Annotated in this window: 16 protein-coding genes; 11 read left to right on the top strand and 5 right to left on the bottom strand. The window is 55.4% G+C overall.

Annotation, left to right across the window (positions count from 1 at the left end; all coding sequences use genetic code 11):
* The first annotated feature begins 569 nt into the window (after positions 1 to 569).
* The 5 genes from BB497_05885 (at position 570) to BB497_05865 (ending at position 7,035) form a co-directional block, all read left to right on the top strand.
* Positions 570 to 1,436: an acyltransferase gene (locus tag BB497_05885; protein AVI62271.1), complete on the top strand. Its 867-nt coding sequence runs from the start codon at positions 570 to 572 to the stop codon at positions 1,434 to 1,436.
* Positions 1,437 to 1,469: 33 nt separating this feature from the next.
* Positions 1,470 to 2,909, top strand: a complete 1,440-nt coding sequence (locus tag BB497_05880) for a dihydropyrimidinase (GenBank protein AVI62270.1) — start codon at positions 1,470 to 1,472, stop codon at positions 2,907 to 2,909.
* A gap of 39 nt (positions 2,910 to 2,948) precedes the next feature.
* Positions 2,949 to 4,328, top strand: a complete 1,380-nt coding sequence (locus tag BB497_05875; GenBank protein AVI62269.1) for a dihydropyrimidine dehydrogenase — start codon at positions 2,949 to 2,951, stop codon at positions 4,326 to 4,328.
* Positions 4,325 to 5,659 carry a dihydropyrimidine dehydrogenase subunit B gene (locus tag BB497_05870; GenBank protein ID AVI62268.1) on the top strand — a complete coding sequence of 445 codons (1,335 nt, stop codon included), beginning with the start codon at positions 4,325 to 4,327 and terminating at the stop codon, positions 5,657 to 5,659. The genes BB497_05875 and BB497_05870 overlap by 4 nt, the downstream gene beginning before the upstream one ends.
* A gap of 128 nt (positions 5,660 to 5,787) precedes the next feature.
* The gene (locus BB497_05865; GenBank protein ID AVI62267.1) at positions 5,788 to 7,035 is read left to right on the top strand and encodes a cytosine deaminase; all 1,248 of its coding nucleotides are present in this window, start codon (positions 5,788 to 5,790) and stop codon (positions 7,033 to 7,035) included.
* A 36-nt stretch (positions 7,036 to 7,071) separates the two neighbouring features.
* On the opposite strand, the gene BB497_05860 is transcribed toward BB497_05865, so the two are convergent.
* Positions 7,072 to 7,524: a GCN5 family acetyltransferase gene (locus BB497_05860; protein AVI62266.1), complete on the bottom strand. Its 453-nt coding sequence runs from the start codon at positions 7,522 to 7,524 to the stop codon at positions 7,072 to 7,074.
* Between the two features lie 230 nt (positions 7,525 to 7,754).
* On the opposite strand from BB497_05860, the gene BB497_05855 reads away from it, so the two are divergent.
* A complete protein-coding gene (locus tag BB497_05855; protein AVI62265.1) occupies positions 7,755 to 8,429 on the top strand; it encodes a phosphatidylcholine synthase in 675 nt (224 codons plus the stop codon).
* On the opposite strand, the gene BB497_05850 is transcribed toward BB497_05855, so the two are convergent.
* From BB497_05850 to BB497_05840, 3 genes are all read right to left on the bottom strand, one after another.
* Positions 8,426 to 9,046 (bottom strand): TetR family transcriptional regulator, encoded by a 621-nt coding sequence (locus tag BB497_05850; GenBank protein ID AVI62264.1) that lies wholly within the window; start codon positions 9,044 to 9,046, stop codon positions 8,426 to 8,428. The two genes, BB497_05855 and BB497_05850, sit on opposite strands and share 4 nt — an antisense overlap.
* A 102-nt stretch (positions 9,047 to 9,148) precedes the next feature.
* Complete coding sequence (locus BB497_05845) at positions 9,149 to 10,645, bottom strand: methylmalonate-semialdehyde dehydrogenase (acylating) (GenBank protein ID AVI62263.1); 1,497 nt, start codon at positions 10,643 to 10,645, stop codon at positions 9,149 to 9,151.
* 49 nt (positions 10,646 to 10,694) lie between these two features.
* Entirely contained in the window at positions 10,695 to 12,068 is a 1,374-nt protein-coding gene (locus BB497_05840) for an omega amino acid--pyruvate aminotransferase (protein AVI62262.1), read from the bottom strand.
* 307 nt (positions 12,069 to 12,375) lie between these two features.
* Between BB497_05840 and BB497_05835 the strand changes: the two genes are divergently transcribed.
* Genes BB497_05835 through BB497_05815 form a run of 5 tightly spaced genes read left to right on the top strand, consistent with a single transcriptional unit; the run spans position 12,376 to position 17,689 of the window.
* Positions 12,376 to 12,618 (top strand): hypothetical protein, encoded by a 243-nt coding sequence (locus BB497_05835; protein AVI62261.1) that lies wholly within the window; start codon positions 12,376 to 12,378, stop codon positions 12,616 to 12,618.
* Positions 12,619 to 12,633: 15 nt separating this feature from the next.
* The gene (locus BB497_05830) at positions 12,634 to 14,157 is read left to right on the top strand and encodes a sodium:proline symporter (protein AVI62260.1); all 1,524 of its coding nucleotides are present in this window, start codon (positions 12,634 to 12,636) and stop codon (positions 14,155 to 14,157) included.
* Positions 14,158 to 14,168: 11 nt separating this feature from the next.
* Positions 14,169 to 14,999, top strand: a complete 831-nt coding sequence (locus tag BB497_05825) for a GntR family transcriptional regulator (protein AVI62259.1) — start codon at positions 14,169 to 14,171, stop codon at positions 14,997 to 14,999.
* 18 nt (positions 15,000 to 15,017) lie between these two features.
* The gene (locus BB497_05820) at positions 15,018 to 16,289 is read left to right on the top strand and encodes a Zn-dependent hydrolase (protein AVI62258.1); all 1,272 of its coding nucleotides are present in this window, start codon (positions 15,018 to 15,020) and stop codon (positions 16,287 to 16,289) included.
* A gap of 2 nt (positions 16,290 to 16,291) precedes the next feature.
* A complete protein-coding gene (locus BB497_05815) occupies positions 16,292 to 17,689 on the top strand; it encodes an amidase (protein ID AVI62257.1) in 1,398 nt (465 codons plus the stop codon).
* Between the two features lie 68 nt (positions 17,690 to 17,757).
* Here BB497_05815 and BB497_05810 read toward each other — a convergent pair whose 3' ends face one another.
* A complete protein-coding gene (locus tag BB497_05810; GenBank protein AVI64274.1) occupies positions 17,758 to 18,138 on the bottom strand; it encodes a fumarate reductase in 381 nt (126 codons plus the stop codon).
* Between the last annotated feature and the right edge of the window lie 7 nt (positions 18,139 to 18,145).

Genomic DNA, 18,145 nt, shown 5'->3' with positions numbered 1-18,145 from the left:
CAGCAATAAGCGTGCCTAAACCAGCCACTAAGCTATTAACTTATTGATCAAGAAGCTGACTTATCTGACAGACATACAGACACTGTTAGCGTGATTGTTATTATTCGCCTTATGGTTTTACAAACCACTAATTAGCGTAGTTCTTTCATAAAAAAACGCACCAAAACGAGGCTTCAAAATCTCACAAAAAATGTAAAAAAGTTATCAAGACATTGTTTTATAAAAATAAAATAAAAACACCATTACAGTGCAGGCAGTCACCAATTTAGTCAAAAAACCCATAAAACTCATAAAACATTTAACAAATCAAAGAGTTAAAGTAATTTCAAAAAAATCTTGAAATAGCACACCATAACGGTCTATGTTCAAAAAGCTGTCAAATATGACAACTTTTATAAAACAACAATAATCGCTTCCATCTTATGCTTTACAAAAAGCAAAGGGGAGCACCACTGCACGCCACGCAGCCATCGTTTGAGAGGCGTTAATCCACGACTCCTCACATGACCGGAAACGAACCGACATGCGCCCGCATGCGGTTGGCGCGTATGAGAAGAGAGGGCTGTAACATGCAGAAAATGAAGATTGGCTTAATTCAGATGGGCCTTAAAACCACCACTGACTTAGAACCTGCCGCCATTCGTGACGCGATGAATGAAGCGCATTTGCCATTGGTTGAGCAGGCCGCCGAACAAGGCGTGCAGGTACTCTGTTTTCAAGAAGTATTTAACCAACCCTATTTCTGCCCTAGCCAAGATGCAAAGTGGTACGCCGCCGCCGAACGGGTGCCGGAAGGCCCCACTTGCCAAATGATGCAGAAGCTGGCGGCCAAACACCGCATGGTCATCATCGTGCCCATCTATGAAGAGACCGAGACCGGCGTTTACTACAACACCGCTGCGGTATTCGATGCCGACGGCAGCTACCTGGGCAAATACCATAAAACCCATATCCCCCAAGTAGCGGGCTTTTGGGAAAAATTCTTCTTTAAGCCGGGCAAATCCAACTGGCCCGTGTTTGATACGGCTTACGGCAAAATCGGCGTTTATATCTGCTACGACCGTCACTTCCCCGAAGGCTGGCGGGCGCTGGCGCTCAACGGCGCCGAGGTAATTTTCAACCCCTCCGCCACTGTGGCCGGGCTTTCCCAATACCTGTGGGAGCTTGAACAGCCCGCCTCCGCCGCCGCCAATGGCTGCTTTATTGCCGCTATTAACCGCGTGGGTACTGAAGCGCCGTGGAACATCGGCGACTTCTACGGTTCCAGCTACATCGTTAACCCGCGCGGCAAAATCGAGGCCCAGGCCAGCGAAACCGAAGACGAGCTGCTGGTACACGAGATCGATTTGGACATGGTGCGTGAGGTGCGCAACAACTGGCAGTTCTTCCGTGACCGCCGCCCTGAGACCTACACCCGCCTCACCGACGGCGAATAAGCCCTCTTAGTCAACGTTACGCAGGAGCAAACCATGAGCCTATTGATCAAAGGCGGCACCGTTGTCACCCACGCTGATACCTACCGCGCAGATGTGCTGTGTGTTGACGGCAAAATCCACGCCATTGGCACCGACCTAGACATCCCTGAAGGCTGCGAGATCGTCGATGCCAGCGACCAGCTGGTCATGCCCGGCGGCATTGACCCCCATACCCATATGCAGATGCCGTTTATGGGCGCCGTCGCTAGCGAAGACTTCTACACCGGCACCGCCGCGGCCATGGCAGGTGGCACGACCACGATTATCGATTTTGTCATTCCAAGCCCCGGCCAGTCGCTGCTGGAAGCCTTTGAAACCTGGCAAGGCTGGGCGGAAAAAGCGGCGACTGACTTCGCCTTCCACGTGGCAATTACCTGGTGGGACGAGAGCGTTAAAGAGGAGATGGGTACGCTAGTGCGCGAACACGGCGTTAACAGCTTCAAGCACTTTATGGCCTACAAGGGCGCGATCATGGCCACCGACGACATTCTGGTAGAGAGCTTTTCTCGCTGCCTGGAGCTAGGGGCCGTGCCCACTGTTCACGCAGAAAATGGCGAGCTGGTCTACCACATGCAGCAGAAGTTATTGGCCCAGGGCATTACCGGGCCGGAAGCCCACCCGCTTTCTCGACCACCCCAAGTGGAAGGCGAAGCCGCCAGCCGTGCGATTCGCATTGCCAGCACGCTTGGCGCCCCTGTCTATCTCGTCCACGTTTCCACCAAAGATGCGGTAGACGAAATCGCCTACGCCCGCCAACAGGGCCACCCGGTGTTTGGCGAATGCTTAGCGGGTCACTTGGTGATCGACGACAGCGTTTATCAGCACCCCGACTGGGCAACCGCCGCCGCTCACGTCATGAGCCCGCCCTTCCGCCCCAAAGGCCATCAAGAAGCGCTCTGGCATGGCCTGCAATCCGGCAATTTGCAAACCACCGCCACCGACCACTGCTGCTTCTGCGAAGAGCAGAAAGCCGCCGGTAAAGATGACTTCACCAAGATTCCCAACGGCACTGCCGGGGTGGAAGACCGTTTGGCGGTGCTGTGGGATGAGGGCGTGAACACCGGCAAGCTCTCGCCCCAGGAGTTTGTCGCTGTGACCTCCACCAATACCGCCAAAATTTTTAATCTCTACCCGCGCAAAGGTGCGATTCAGGTCGGCTCCGATGCCGACATTGTGGTCTGGGACCCGAACGGTACGCGGACGATTTCTGCCAAAACCCACCACCAGAACGTCGACTTCAATATCTTTGAGGGCAAAACGGTGCGCGGCATCGCCCGCCACACCATCAGCCAAGGCAAGTGGACATGGCGCGACGGCGAGCTACACGCCGAGCGTGGTGCAGGCCGCTACTTAGAGCGCCCCGCCTACCCCGGCGTATTTGAACTGCTCGCCAAACGCGCTGAGTTAAACGCGCCCGTCGCGGTAACACGCTAACTCGCCCTCACTAAAGAACAGAGCAATGGAGAAACGACCGTGACCCATTCACTTGATCATTTACCCAGCGCAAAAGAGGTCGGCACCTACGACCCTGAGGCGCTGAAGCATAACTTTAGCGACCTGCACCCACCACTAACGCCGCGCCAAGCCATCATCGAAAGCCAGCGCTGCCTCTACTGCTATGATGCGCCCTGCGTGGAAGCATGCCCGTCGGAAATCGACATTCCAAGCTTTATCCGCCAAATCAGCGAAAGCAACATCAACGGCGCGGCTGAAACCATTCTGGAGGCCAACATTCTGGGCGGCAGCTGCGCCCGCGTGTGCCCCACGGAAATCCTCTGCGAACGCAGCTGTGTGCGTAACCATGATGCCGAGTGTCAGCCGGTGCTCATCGGTTTATTACAGCGCCACGCCACCGACAACATGCAGTTTGAGAGCCACCCGTTCAAACGCGCCGCCACCACTGGCCGCCATATTGCCGTGGTGGGGGCGGGTCCTGCTGGGCTTTCCTGCGCCCATCGCCTCGCCATGCTGGGCCACCAAGTAACGATATTTGAAGCCGAACAGAAGCCTGGTGGTCTCAACGAGTACGGTATTGCCCGCTACAAAATGACCGACGACTTCGCCCGCAAGGAAGTCGAGTTTTTGCTCGAAATCGGTGGCATCGACATCCAGTACGGCCAGCGTCTGGGCGATAACCTGACCCTCGACACCCTGCACCAGCAGTATGACAGCGTTTTTCTCGGGTTAGGTCTTGGTGCCAGCCGAGCGTTAGGGCTTACCGGTGAGGACGCCCCTGGCCTGATGCCTGCGGTGGACTACATCAAAACCCTGCGCCAAACCGATGACTTGGGCACTCTTGCGGTCGCTAAGCGCTGCATCGTGATTGGCGCAGGTAACACCGCGATTGATATGGCCACTCAAATGGCCCGCTTAGGCGCCAGCGAAGTAACCCTCGTGTACCGCCGTGGCGTAGACGCGATGTCCGCTACCGATCACGAACAAGAGATCGCTAAGGCCAACGGCGTGCGCATGGTCATCTGGGCGCAGCCCGATGAGATACTGCTGAATGAGCAAGGGCAAGTGGCAGGCATGCGTTTTGCCAACACTTCTGAGCAGGCAGGACGCTTAGCACCCACGGGTGAGACGTTTGAGATTGCTGCTGATGCGATCTTCAAGGCCATTGGCCAGGGCTTTGACGCGAAGAGCCTGCATGATGCCACGGCGGCAGAACTCGCCCGCGACGGCGAGCGCGTTCACGTTAACGAGATGTTCCAAACCTCGATGCCCAACGTATATGCCGGGGGCGACTGCGTTCAACCCGGCCAAGACCTGACCGTACAGGCCGTGCAGCACGGCAAACTGGCGGCCCACGCCATTCATCAAGCGCTTACCGCCAAGCAGGAGGCCGCATGAGCACCTTACCGTTTACCCCACCCGGCAAGAAAAACAGCGGCGACAGCGTGGTTAATGGCGTTGATCTTTCGGTAAATTTTGCCGGCATCAAAGCCCCCAACCCGTTCTGGCTGGCCTCGGCCCCACCAACGGATAAAGCCTATAACGTGGTGCGCGCCTATGAAGCGGGCTGGGGCGGCGTGGTATGGAAAACCCTCGGCGAAGAGCCGCCGGCGGTGAACGTTTCCTCACGTTATTCGGCCCACTACGGCAAAAACCGCGAGGTCATCGGCTTTAACAATATCGAGCTGATTACCGACCGTTCACTGGAGATCAATCTTCAAGAGATCACCCAAGTGAAAAAGGATTGGCCAGACCGCGCACTGATCGTCTCCATCATGGTGCCCTGCAATGAGGAGGCCTGGGCGTACATTTTACCGCTAGTGGAAGCTACCGGTGCCGACGGTATCGAGCTTAACCTGGGCTGCCCCCACGGCATGCCGGAGCGCGGTATGGGCGCCGCGGTGGGCCAAAACCCGGATCTGATCGAAAAAGTCACCTACTGGTGTAAAAAGCACTACTCCAAGCCGGTGATTGTGAAACTTACACCCAACATCACCGATATCCGCGTAGGTGCTCAGGCGGCGCTGCGTGGCGGCGCGGATGCGGTGTCGCTGATCAACACCATCAACTCCATCACCAGCATTGACTTGGACAACATGGTCGCCATGCCCACCGTGGGCCACCAGAGCACCCACGGCGGCTACTGCGGCAGCGCGGTTAAGCCCATTGCGATGAATATGGTGGCGGAAATCGCCCGCGACCCCGCCACCGCAACGCTGCCAATTTCCGGCATCGGCGGCATTTCCACCTGGCGCGATGCGGCGGAGTTTATCTCCCTCGGCTCTGGCAGCGTGCAGGTGTGCACCGCGGCGATGCTGAACGGTTTCAGGATTGTGGAAGAGATGAAAGACGGCCTCTCCCGCTGGATGGCGGAGAAAGGCTACGACTCAATTGAAGCGTTCTCCCGCAAGGCAGTGCCCCAAACCACCGACTGGAAACACCTGGATATCAACTTCAAGACCATTGCCCACATCGACCAGGATCTGTGTATCGAGTGCGGCCGCTGCTATATCGCCTGCGAGGATACCTCCCACCAGTCGATTGCCAAACTCACCGAGCAGGACGGCGCACGCCGTTACGAGGTAATCGAGGATGAGTGTGTAGGCTGTAACCTGTGCCAAATCACCTGCCCAGTAGAAAACTGCATCACCATGGTACCTCAAGAGACCGGCAAGCCCTTCCTCGCCTGGGACAACGACCCGCGTAACCCTTTCCGCGTCGCCTCTTAATCGCCCTGTTAGCCGATCAACCCCCGCCCTCATCTCACGAGGGCGGTCAACGCTGTGCTGCTACGCTTAAAGCACGCTACGCTAAGCAATACGTCTTTTTAACAGCTATGCACTAAGTGAGCATTCACATGCAGATCATTAACGCCCGCATTCGCCAGCGCCCTGAACTTTATCGGCTTGAGATTGAGAACGGTACGTTCAGCGCCATTACCGTACAAGATTCGCCACTGAAGGCAGACGATAGGCAGATTGATGCGGGTGGCAAGCTTGTTTGCGCCCCCTTTATCGAGCCGCATATCCACCTGGATGCTGCACTCACCGCAGGCGAGCCACACTGGAACCAGAGCGGCACGCTATTTGAAGGTATTGAGCGCTGGGGCGAACGTAAGCCTATGTTGACCGAAGCGGATATTCGCGAGCGGGCACTTAAAACGCTCAACCTGCTGATTAGCAACGGCGTGCAGTTTGTGCGCACCCACGCCGATACCAGCGACCCGAGCCTGATCGGGCTTAAAACCCTATGCGGCTTGCGCGATGAATTGAAAGATAAAATCGACATACAAGTCGTCGCTTTCCCACAAGATGGCCTGCTCTCTTACCCTGGCGGCGAAAAGCTGATGGAAGAGGCATTGGAGTTCGGCGCTGACGTTGTCGGCGGTATTCCTCACTTCGAATATACCCGGGAGCTGGGCGTCGCCTCCATGAAGCGAGTGATCGAATTGGCGATTAAGTACGACCGCTTGGTGGATGTGCACTGCGATGAAATTGACGACCCCAATTCACGCTTTCTAGAAGTGCTGGCCTGCGAAGCGCTATTTAACGACTTAGGCAGCCGCGTGACCGCCAGTCACACCACCGCCATGCACTCCTACGACAACGCCTACTGCTCCAAGCTGTTTCTGCTGCTCAAACGCTCGGGCATCAACTTCGTATCCTGCCCTACCGAAAGCATTCACCTGCAGGGGCGCTTTGACACCTACCCGAAACGGCGCGGCGTGACGCGCGTAAAAGAGCTCAACGCAGCGGGCATTAACGTCTGCTTTGCCGAGGATTCCATCTTTGACCCCTGGTACTCGCTGGGTAATGGCAAGCTTTTGAGAACGCTCGATTTTGGCCTGCATATCTGCCAAATGATGGGCTATCAGGACTTCAGCCAGGCGCTTTCGCTGATTACCGACAACAGCGCCCGCACAATGAATATTGAGGAGCGTTACGGTATTGAGGTCGGCAAACCCGCCAGCTTCAACCTGCTGGACGGCGAAGATGATTACAGCGTGCTACGCACCCAGGGCGAAGTGCTGCTTTCGGTACGCCAGGGCGAGATCATCATGCAGCGCGAGCCAGCCAAAATCACCACGCCCCAGTGGCTTGGCTAATGCCAATGAACACCCGCTCAAGGCGTTTCTAGACGGTTATGCGTTAACGTCCAGTAAATAGCCGTAGAACGCCGTGTTGCGCTGCCAGCCCAGCGATTCATAAAGGTGTTGTGCACGCTCATTCTCTACCTGGGTCATTAATATCAAGCGTGCCACGCCATGCTCACGGGCAAGCTGGGTGGCGGCTTCCATGAGCGCTCGGCCCGTTCCTTTTTCACGACACTCAGGCAGCACAAAGAGGTCGTTCAACGTCCAGCGCGCATTCAAGCCTACGGTGGAAACACCTGGATAGAGCTGAACAAACCCTGTGAGCGCGCCATCAACGCCTTCACTCACCAAAATGCGGGAGTCCGCCTGCCCAAAGCGCTGGCGCAAAAAGTCACGCGCTGCTTGAATATCACTTGGCTGTTGATAAAACTGCCGATAGCCATCTAACAGCTCGGTTAATGCATCAAGATCATGAATCGTGGCAGAGCGGACGTGGGTCATGCGCTAACTCTCCTGTTTTTTGCGCTAACTTACCGTAGCAATGTTTCGACACAGCGCTTAGTGCTGCGCCGTGTATTTCCTGACGATTTAACTATAGTAGTGTATCGTCTTTTAAACGCTTATTAATCCATCTAACAGCAAGGGGACGACGCGTTCCCACTGGGGTTACCGTGGTCCAATCGCTTTCTTCAAATACCGAATCCCGCGCTTCGATATATAAGGCGTGGAGCGTGCACGTATTTACCGCCAGCGGGGTGCTGCTTGGCACAATGGCGCTGCTTTCACTGATCGACAATAATCCCGTCGCATGCCTACTCTGGCTAGGGGCGGCGATGATGATCGACGGGATTGATGGCACCCTGGCACGCAAATATGAGGTGAAGTCCGTACTGCCCCACTTCGATGGGTCGACGCTGGATATGGTGATTGATTACCTCACCTGGGCGTTTATTCCCGCTCTGTTTATTTACTACTTCATTGAGTTGCCACCCTATTTAGGGCTGATCTCCGTCTTTATTATTCTTCTATCGTCGATGTTCTGCTTCTGCAACGTCGATATGAAAAGCCAGGATAATTACTTCGTTGGCTTTCCCGCCGCTTGGAATATTGCCGCGGCCTATTTTTATATTCTTGATTTACCCCCCTTCATCACGTTTGCAGCGATCCTCGTCCTGGCGGTGCTGACCGTGACCAAAATGAAGTTTCTGCACCCGTTTCGCGTGCGTCTATTTATGCCGCTCAATATCGCCGTCACGCTGTTGTGGTGTGTGTGCACGACCTCGTTAATTCTCTCAAGCACTGATCACGCCGTCTGGGCGCTGTGGGGCTTAGGCTTGACCTCTGTTTACTTCGCGGGGATGTGCGTTTGGCGTACTGTTCAAGAAAAGCCATCGTTACAGGGCTAAGCCGTCAGCCCAATGCCTCTTAAAATTACCGTGGTCACTGACTGAACGGCTTTTTCAAACTGCAAATCGTCCAGCGGTTTATCGTCGTTCAGCAACGCAATTTGATAGTCGAAGTCGGCGTAGTGCTGGGTGGAGGCCCAGATCATATAGAGCAGGTAAGAGGGCTCGACGGGGGTAATCTGGCCGGACTCGATCCATTCGCGGATTTTCGACTCTTTCAGCTTGGCCCATTCATAAAGATTATCGCGCAGGCGATCTTTCAGAATCGGAGCGCCCTGCATGACCTCCGCTGCCCAGATTTTGGAGCCGTGGGCACGGTAGCGGGAGTGATTCATCTTGGCGCGAATGTAGCTGGTGAGCACTACGCGAGGATCATCGTATAGCTCGAAACAGAGCGCGTCTTGCTTCCACACTTCTAACAGCGCCAGCAGCACTTCTTGGTAAAGCGCTTTCTTTGTAGAGAAGTAGTAGTGCACGTTAGATTTGGGAATATTTGCCAGTTGGGCGATTTCTCCCATCGAGGCACCGGCGTAACCTTTCTCAGCAAACAGCTGCTCCGCCGCTTGTAGAATCTTTTTTACGTTCGTTTGCCGGATTTCGTCCTGTGTTCTCGCCACGCTGCTCGTCCCTTGCGACCCTGACCGCTGAAAAATACGCACAAAAAAATGCACCACCGCCCAGCGGTGGTGCAGAGAAGATGGCGCAGTTAGCCTGCGGCGTCAACGCTGGTTAGTAGGAAACGAGAACTCCGCCCGTGTGGCTTCACTCGCCGAAGGCCAGCGCTGGGAGACCGCTTTACGGCGGGTATAGAAGCGCACTGAGTCTGGCCCGTAGGCGTGGAGGTCCCCAAACAGCGAGCGTTTCCAACCACCAAAGCTGTGATAGGCCACAGGCACCGGTAGCGGTACGTTTACCCCCACCATGCCCACTTCAATGCCATCGGTAAAGCGCCGGGCAGCTTCACCATCGCGGGTAAACAGGCAGGTGCCGTTGCCGTATTCGTGGTCGTTGATCAGCTGCATGGCGTCATCTAAGCTGCCAACCCGCACCACGCAGAGTACCGGGCCGAAGATCTCTTCCTGATAAATGCGCATTTCAGCGGTGACGTTATCGAACAGGCAGCCACCGACAAAGTAGCCCTCTTCATGACCGGACACTTTCAGGCTGCGGCCGTCGGCAACCAGCGTTGCCCCGGCGTTAACACCATCTTCGATGAAGCCGAGCACTTTATCGCGATGCTCTGCGGTGACCAGCGGCCCCATATCCAAGCCCTTATCGGTGCCGGGACCCACCTTGAGCTCGGCAATTTTAGGCAGCAGGGTTTCAACTAGCCGATCGGCGGTCTCATCACCTACGCATACCGCCACCGAAATCGCCATGCAGCGCTCGCCGCAGCTGCCGTAGGCGGCGCCCATGAGCGTATTGGCGGCGTTCTCCAGGTCGGCGTCCGGGAGAACCACCGCATGGTTCTTCGCCCCACCCAAGGCCTGAACGCGCTTGCCCGCCGCCGAGCCACGGGAATAAATCGCTTCCGCCACGGGCGTGGAACCCACAAACGAAATGGCTTTAACCGCCTTGGCATCTAGCAATGTTTCCACCGCTTCGCGCCCGCCGTGGATGACATTCATCACACCTTTAGGCAGCCCCGCTTCTTGCAGCAGTTCGGCCACGGCCATGGCCGCCGATGGGTCTTTTTCGGAAGGTTTCAGAATAAAGGTGTTACCGCAGGCAATCGCCATCGGGTACATCCACAGCGGCACCATGGCGGGAAAGTTAAACGGGGTAATGCCCGCCACCACGCCCAGCGGCTGGAAGTTAGACCAGGCATCAATGCCCGGCCCCACGTTATGGGAGTACTCGCCTTTTAATAGCTCCGGCACGCCGCAGGCGTACTCGACGTTCTCGATGCCGCGCTTAAGCTCGCCCATGGCGTCTTCCACCGTCTTGCCATGCTCTTCACTGACCAACTGCACCAAGCGGTCGGCGTGTTCTTCCAGTAACTGCTTAAAGCGGTACATCACTTGGGTACGCTTGGCAGGCGGTGTATCGCGCCAGGCGGGAAAGGCCGCCTGGGCAGCGGAAATGGCACGCTCTACATCGGCGGCATCCGCATCAGCGACTTGGCGAATCACTTGGCCCGTTGAGGGGTTGGTGACCTCCAGCGTGCGCTTACTTTCAACTAACTCGCCGTTAATCAGGTGGGAAACAACGCTCATACGGTAACTCCAAAACAGGTTATGGCAGTGAAGGTGACGCTAACGCATCTTATGCTAATGAATCCAAGGTGGTGGCTACGGCATCGAACAGCCGCTCTAACTCAGCCTCGGTGGTGCCGAAGGGGGGGCCAAACTGCAGCGTGTCGCCGCCGTAACGAACGTAGAAGCCCGCTTCCCAGAGCGCCATGTGGGCATCGCGGGGGCGAATTGTTGGGTCGCCATCCCGGGGCGTTAGCTGAATCGCACCGGCTAAGCCGTAGTTACGAATATCGACAATATGGTTGCGGCCTTTCAGGGCATGCAGCTTCTGCTCAAAGGTAGGCGCAATGGCGCTGACCTGAGAGGGGAAGTTCTCACGCTCCATCATTTCAAGCGCCGCCAGACCCGCGGCGCAAGCCACCGGGTGGGCGCTATAGGTATAGCCATGGGGGAACTCAACGGCGTGCTGGGGGCCGCCTGCATGCATAAAGGTGTCGAAAATTTCACTAGAGGCAATCACCGCCCCCATGGGGATCGCGCCGTTGGTGATCTGCTTGGCCACGTTCATGATATCCGGCGTCACGCCAAAGGCTTCAGCGCCGGTGGTTGCGCCGCTGCGCCCAAAGGCGGTAATAACCTCGTCAAAAATCAGCAAAATATCGTGGGCGGTGCAAATCTCGCGCAGCCGATCTAAATAGCCTTTGGGTGGCACGATCACCCCTGCAGAACCTGACATCGGCTCTACAATCACCGCCGCTATGGTGGAGGCATCGTGTAGCGCAATTTGCTCCAGCAGTGCATCGGCAAGCTCAGCGCCGGTTTCCGCTTGGCCACGGGTGAAGGCGTGGTCCGCCTGAAGGGTATGGGGCAGATGGGTGACGTCCATCAACTGGCCATAGTGTTTACGGTTGCCGCCAATACCACCCAGGCTGGTGCCGCCAATATTCACCCCGTGGTAGCCCTTAGCGCGGCCAATCATGCGGGTTTTTTCCGGCTTACCTTTGAGCCGCCAGTACGCCTTGGCCATCTTGACCGAGGTGTCGGCGGCTTCTGAACCTGAGTTGGTAAAAAACACGTGATCCAGCCCAGCAGGCGTTAAGCTGGCGATCTTTTCCGCCAGTTTGAACGCCAACGGGTGGGCAATTTGGAAGCCAGGGGCAAAGTCGAGGCTGCCTAACTGCGCCGCCACGGCTTTTTGAATTTCTTCACGGTTATGGCCCGCGCCGCAGGTCCATAGTCCGGAAAGCGAATCGAATAACTTACGGCCCTGGTCATCAATGTAATAGCGCCCTTCCGCCCCGGTAATAACACGCGGGTTCGCATGAAAGTCGCGGTTGGCGCTAAACGGCATCCAGTAGTGCTGATTCAGCGCAGAATGGGAGGGGCGGTCTTCAATAGCCCCCTCTGAGGATTGCGAGATTGTATTGCTTTTTAAACTAAACATGGTGTCCAGCTCCGGCCCTATGAGACATAGCCACAGCATGCGCCACCAAACACGTTTATAAAATTATGCTTTTCTTTTGTTCACGTTAGATAATTTATACGTAACAGAGAACCAAATTGCGCTTACCCACCTTGACGTAGCGATTTAAAACGCCTAATTCTTATATTTATACGAATAAATACAAAAAATCAGTGGAACACGCCTAAGCAGTACCCGCATAGCACATGCGCACCAACAGCGCTGTTATTGGCTGGGTGCACTGTCATTCATGCTCACAAATCCAACATAAACAAAGGGCTATCTTGCTATGAAATACTTAACACCCTTAAAGCTATCTATTTATAGCGGCATGCTTTTCAGCTTTTTTATGCTGGAAAGCCCCATCATTATGCTGGCTAACCGCATAGAGCCCATGGTGATGGGTCTCCCCTTCCTTCTGGTGTGGAACTTGTTCTGGTGGTTTGCATTAACGGCGCTGTTTTTGGTGGCTTATTTCACCAATTGGGGCAGCCCCGAACCATCCACTATCCACGCAGCTAAACAGCTGTAACCAAGGGGATTAACCATGACTGGCAGCTTATTAATTATTGCAGCTTTTATGATTATCCCCTTGATGGTAGGGGTTTTATCGGCACGTCAATCGCAAGAAACCAGCGAGGACTTTTTTGTCCAAGGTCGTGCCATGGGAAGTATCGCGGTCTTCTTCACCGTCGCGGCAACCTGGTGGAGCGCGTTTGCGTTCCTCGGCTCTAATGCCACGTTTTATACCAACGGGCCAGTTTTTCTCACAGCGCTGGCCTGGAACCTCCTGTTTGGCTTTATGTATTACTGGATAGGCAAACGGGTGTGGTTTTTAGGCAAACGTTTCAATTACTTAACACCTTCAGATTTAATTGGCGATTTTTATAATAGCGAGGCACTGCGCATTACCGTTGCCGCTATTACGCTGATTTTCACCGTACCTTATCTCCAGATCCAGCTAACCGGCGGCGCTTATTTAATCGAGGTTGCCTCAGGTGGGTTGATTCCTTTCTGGCTCGCCGCGCTGCTGTTTTACTTCATTATTATTATCTACGTATGGATTGGTGGTATCCGTGCTATCGCCTGGACTGACGTTATTTATGGCGCACTGCTATTTTTCGGCATGCTCTATGCCGGTTACTACATTTCCACCCAGGTAGGTGGCCCCACAGCATTATTTAGTCAGCTTCAGCAAACCTCTCCTGACCATCTCACGCTGCCTGGGCCTAACGGCACAATGGGCTACTCCATGTGGTTCTCGCTGTTTGCTATTACCGCTATTGGTGCCTTTATGGGCCCTCAAATTTGGCTACGCATGTACTCGGTTAAACACGGCAAGCTATTTAACTTGATGCCGTTTTTATTGGGTTTGGCGGCCTTTGCCTATATCGGTTCGGTGCTGTCTGGCTACTCAGGCGTGCTGCTTGAGCCCAACATAGCAAACCCTGATCAGATCTTGCCCATTATGCTGATGGAGTATGCGCCTTACCTACTCGCATCACTGATCATGGCAGCGGGTGCGTCAGCTGCTATGTCCACCGCCAACTCGCAGATCCACGCCGTATCCACCGTGGTGACGATGGATATCTACAAACGCTATATCGATCGTGATGCTAGCCAAGCGCGCATTGTATATATCGGACGTTTATCGCTGGTAGGCTTCTCGTTAGTGGCTTATGTCATGGCTCTTACCGTACCAGGCGTATTGGTCACGATTGGTATTGCAGCATTGGCGGGTACCGCGCAGTTGATCATTCCCACCATAGGGGCCATCACCTGGAAAAAAGCTCACCCCACTGCTGCACTGGCGGGTTTGTGGGCGGGCGTTGCCTGCGTGCTACTCATGACCTTTGGCCCGCTAAGCGCACCGTTTGGATACCATGCAGGTATCTGGGGTTTATTACTGAACACTGCGCTATTTGTTGGGCTAAGCCACGCACTGCATCGCCGCGATACAGCGGTTGTGGAACGCTTTACCCAAGCACGCCATGACTATGATGCCGAATACCACCCCGAGCGCTTACCCGCCTATACGCAAGAAATCACCAGTACCGCTAACCACCAATAAGGAGTGGGTTGATGACTCAAGCCCCTGTTTCAACCTCACCGCGCAGACCCAAGCTTGCCGAGCTGATTAGCGATGACATTAAGCGCTGGATCGCCGCAGAGTCACTGGGAGAAGGAGATCGGCTGCCCAACGAAAAAGCGCTGATGGAGCTTTACGGTAGCGCTAAGGGCACCGTGCGCGAAGCGCTCAAGATCTTAGAGGTTGAGGGGCTCATCACATTAAAAACCGGGCCTAAAGGAGGCGCAGTCATTAATCAGCCTAGCATGGAGCCTGCCAGCCGCATGCTGCGTAACTTCCTGCACTTCCAGCAATTGGATGGCAAGCAGGTATATCAGTTACGCAAACTGCTGGAAGTAGAACTGGCGGCCTCCGTGGTGGGTAAGCTCACTGAGCAGGACTTCCAACAGCTGGAAGCCAATATGTCGGCCTGCGCCTGCTGCGCGAGTCATGAAGAGGATCACCGACACCAGCGCTTTCTAGAGCTGGAGTTTCACCAGCTGCTGGCTCGCGCCTGCCCGAACCCATTGCTCACGTTTATGTGCCAGTTCTTAAACGACATGCTGCGCGATTTGGTGGTGATTAAAAAAGCGTACGTCCCGGAGCGAAAGAAGTTCGACCACGCCAATCAGGATTACCACCGCCAGCTAGTGGATGCCTACCGCGCTGAAGATGCCCCGCATGTGCGACAGATCATGGCCGAGCACATGGCCGATGCTGAACATCACATGAGTGCGCTGGAAGCAGAAATGGCTGAGCAGATGCTGGTCAGCAATGACTCATCCAATAATCAGAATCACCGTTCCAAGCTACATGACTTACTAACGGAACACACATCCGTTTAACTTTGCGAGGAGAGTGAGATGAATACCTACGTTACCCCCATCAAAGAGTCCAACCTACATACTGACAGCGATCGCCTTTGGGCGTCGCTCATGGAGATGGCCAAGCTAGGGGCCACACCGAAGGGCGGTGTGAACCGCCAAGCGCTGACCGACTTAGAGCGCCAGGGCCGCGACTTGTTTATTCAGTGGTGCCGTGCTGAGGGCTGCACGATTCGCATCGATAATATTGGCAATATTTTTGCCCGGCGTGAAGGTAGCGACCCCAGAGCCAAAACAGTCATGGCAGGTAGTCATTTAGATACCCAACCCACCGGCGGCAAATACGACGGCTGCTTCGGTGTCATGTCTGGCCTTGAAGTAATTCGCACCCTAAACCAGCACAACATCACCACGCAATCGCCGATTGAAGTGGTCGCGTGGACGAACGAAGAAGGCTGCCGATTCCCCCCCTGTATGATGGGCTCTGGCGTATTCACCGGTGAGCTGGCGTTTGACGCCATGATGGCGCGCACCGACGCCGATGGTGTCACGGTCAGCGATGCCTTAGACGCGATTCATTATCGCGGCAGTGATGAGGTCTCCCCCAACGAGATCAAAGCCTATTTCGAGCCTCACATTGAGCAAGGCCCCATTCTCGAAGATACCGACACCGCCATTGGCGTCGTTATCGGAGGGCTTGGTCAGAAGTGGTTCGATTTAACCCTCACAGGGCTTGAAGCCCATGCGGGCCCCACCCCGATGAACCTTCGCCGGGATGCCATGATGGGGGCCGCAGAAGTCACCCAAGCACTCAACCGGATTGCCCATGAGCACCAACCCCACGGGCGCGGCACAGTGGGCTGTATGACGCTACACCCAGGTTCGCGCAACGTGATTCCCGGCCAAGTCAAAATGACCCTGGATATGCGCCACTGGGAACCCGAAGCCCTAATCGCTATGGGCCAAGCGGTGACTACCGCCGTTGAAGACATTTGCCAACGTCACGGGCTGGAATACGAGCTCACCCCCACCGCAGATTTTGCGCCTGAGCATTTCAATGAAGCATGCGTGGATAGCGTGCGACAAGCCGCTGAAAAGCTGCAGCTGTCACACATGGATATCATCAGCGGAGCCGGGCACGATGCGATGTTTGTTGGCCGTGTCGCCCCCGCCGCCATGATCTTTATTCCCTGCAAAGATGGCATTAGCCATAACGAGATCGAAAGCGCCACCCCCGAGCACGTACACGCAGGCTGTAACGTCTTACTGCACGCCATGCTCAATGCGGCCGGTGTGAAAAGTGAGGAGTAACCATGGCGGATACCTATGAAACCCTGACGGCAACTGATGCATTGGCACGTTTCAGCGAGGGCTCGCTCTCGCCGGAAACGCTGGTGGAGGACTGCTTAACGCGTATTGAGCGAGATAACCCCAAGGTGAATGCCTTCACCTGTATTAACGGTAAAGAGGCCCGCCGTTTAGCAGCTGAATCCGCGCGACGCTGGCAAGCAGGCACTCCCTGCGGCTCGCTAGACGGCATTCCAGTGACGATTAAAGACTTAACCCTAACCAAAGGCCTGCCTACACGGCTGGGTTCCACCACCACGGTTCCGGATGGCCCCTGGGAGGTAGATGCGCCCATTAGCCGTCACCTACGCAATGCCGGGGCCATTGTGGTTGGCAAAACCACCTCGCCTGAATTTGGCTGGAAAGGCGTCACCGATAACCCGCTGCACGGCATCACCCGCAACCCATGGAATACTGAGCTAACGCCGGGAGGGTCATCTGGCGGCGCGGGGGCTGCCGCGGCGCTTAACCTGGGCCTGCTTCATCAGGGCAGCGACGCGGGTGGCTCCATACGTATTCCGTGCAGCTTTACCGGCACGTTTGGTATTAAACCCACTTTCGGCTGGGTGCCTCAGTGGCCTGCCAGCACCATGAGCACGCTGTCTCATTTAGGGCCCATGACACGCACTGCAGGTGATAGCGCCCTCATGCTCAGCGTTATGGCCCAGCCCGATGCCCGGGATGGTTACGCTGGAAACCCAACAGGGCCAGACTGGCTCACGCCGCCCCCAGCGAGCCTTCAAGGCTGGCGAATCGCTTTTAGCTCTAACCTGGGTTACGTAGACGTCGCTCCGGATATTGCCCAGCGAGTTGAGGAAGCCATCGCTTATTTAGAAGCATTGGGTGCCACCGTAGAACGCACTGACCCTGGCTTTAGCGATCCGCTTAAAACGTTTAATACGCTCTGGTTTGCTGGGGCCACGCAGGCACTCGAAAAACTCGACGAACAGCAACAGGTAGCGCTCGATCCTGGCTTTCTGGAGATTGCACGGCGCGGGCAAGGCGTATCGCTTTCTGCCTACCTAGCCGCCCGGCGTAAGCGCAGCGAATTGACCGCCCACATGGCCGCCTTTCACGAACGCTATGACTTGTTGGTAACGCCTACGATGCCCATTGCACCCTTTACAGCGGGCCACAACGTACCACCGGGCAAGCACTATCGAGATTGGATGGACTGGACGCCGTTCAGCTATCCCTTCAACCTAACCCAGCAGCCCGCGGCTTCCCTTCCCTGCGGGCTAGATAAACAGGGGCTGCCGGTAGGTTTGCACTTAGTGGCGGGGAAATATCAAGACCTCAAGGTGCTACATGCGGCCCAGTTACTTGAACGCTATTTGCCGCCACCAGCACCACCTAACTGCTAAATTATTCAATCATTTTCACAAAAATAAATATATTCATGCACTTGGCCTCGATGAGGAGGAGAAGATATTCAACCCAACATCCCTACTATTACCATCCCTAGCGCGACAATACTCAGCAGCGCGGCACTCCCGTACATCAGCTTTTTGTTAAGCGCGTCCTTGCCCACGCTGATATCAAACAGCCCGTGGCGTAGGCGGTGGGCAGCATGAAACAGCGGCAAGCAGACGACCGCCCCAACAAACAGAAAGCCCGGCACACTGAACAGCAGTGCGGATGCCCGTTCGTAGCTCAGCGCCTCGGGGGGCAGCAAACCGAGAGGTAGTAATACGGCAATAAATAAAATCACGGCAGGCAGAATAACCGCAAAGCAGACGCCGCCTGCGCTAAACAGCCCCCACCAGAGCGGCTCATCAAAGGCTTGTTTATGCGGTGTACCCTGTTTGTTCATGCTGGGT

The organism is Halomonas sp. GFAJ-1 (assembly GCA_002966495.1).
In the GTDB taxonomy this organism is placed as follows: domain Bacteria; phylum Pseudomonadota; class Gammaproteobacteria; order Pseudomonadales; family Halomonadaceae; genus Vreelandella.
The sequence above is the reverse complement of the archived record's forward strand: the minus strand, read 5'-3'. Positions and strand labels throughout refer to the sequence as shown.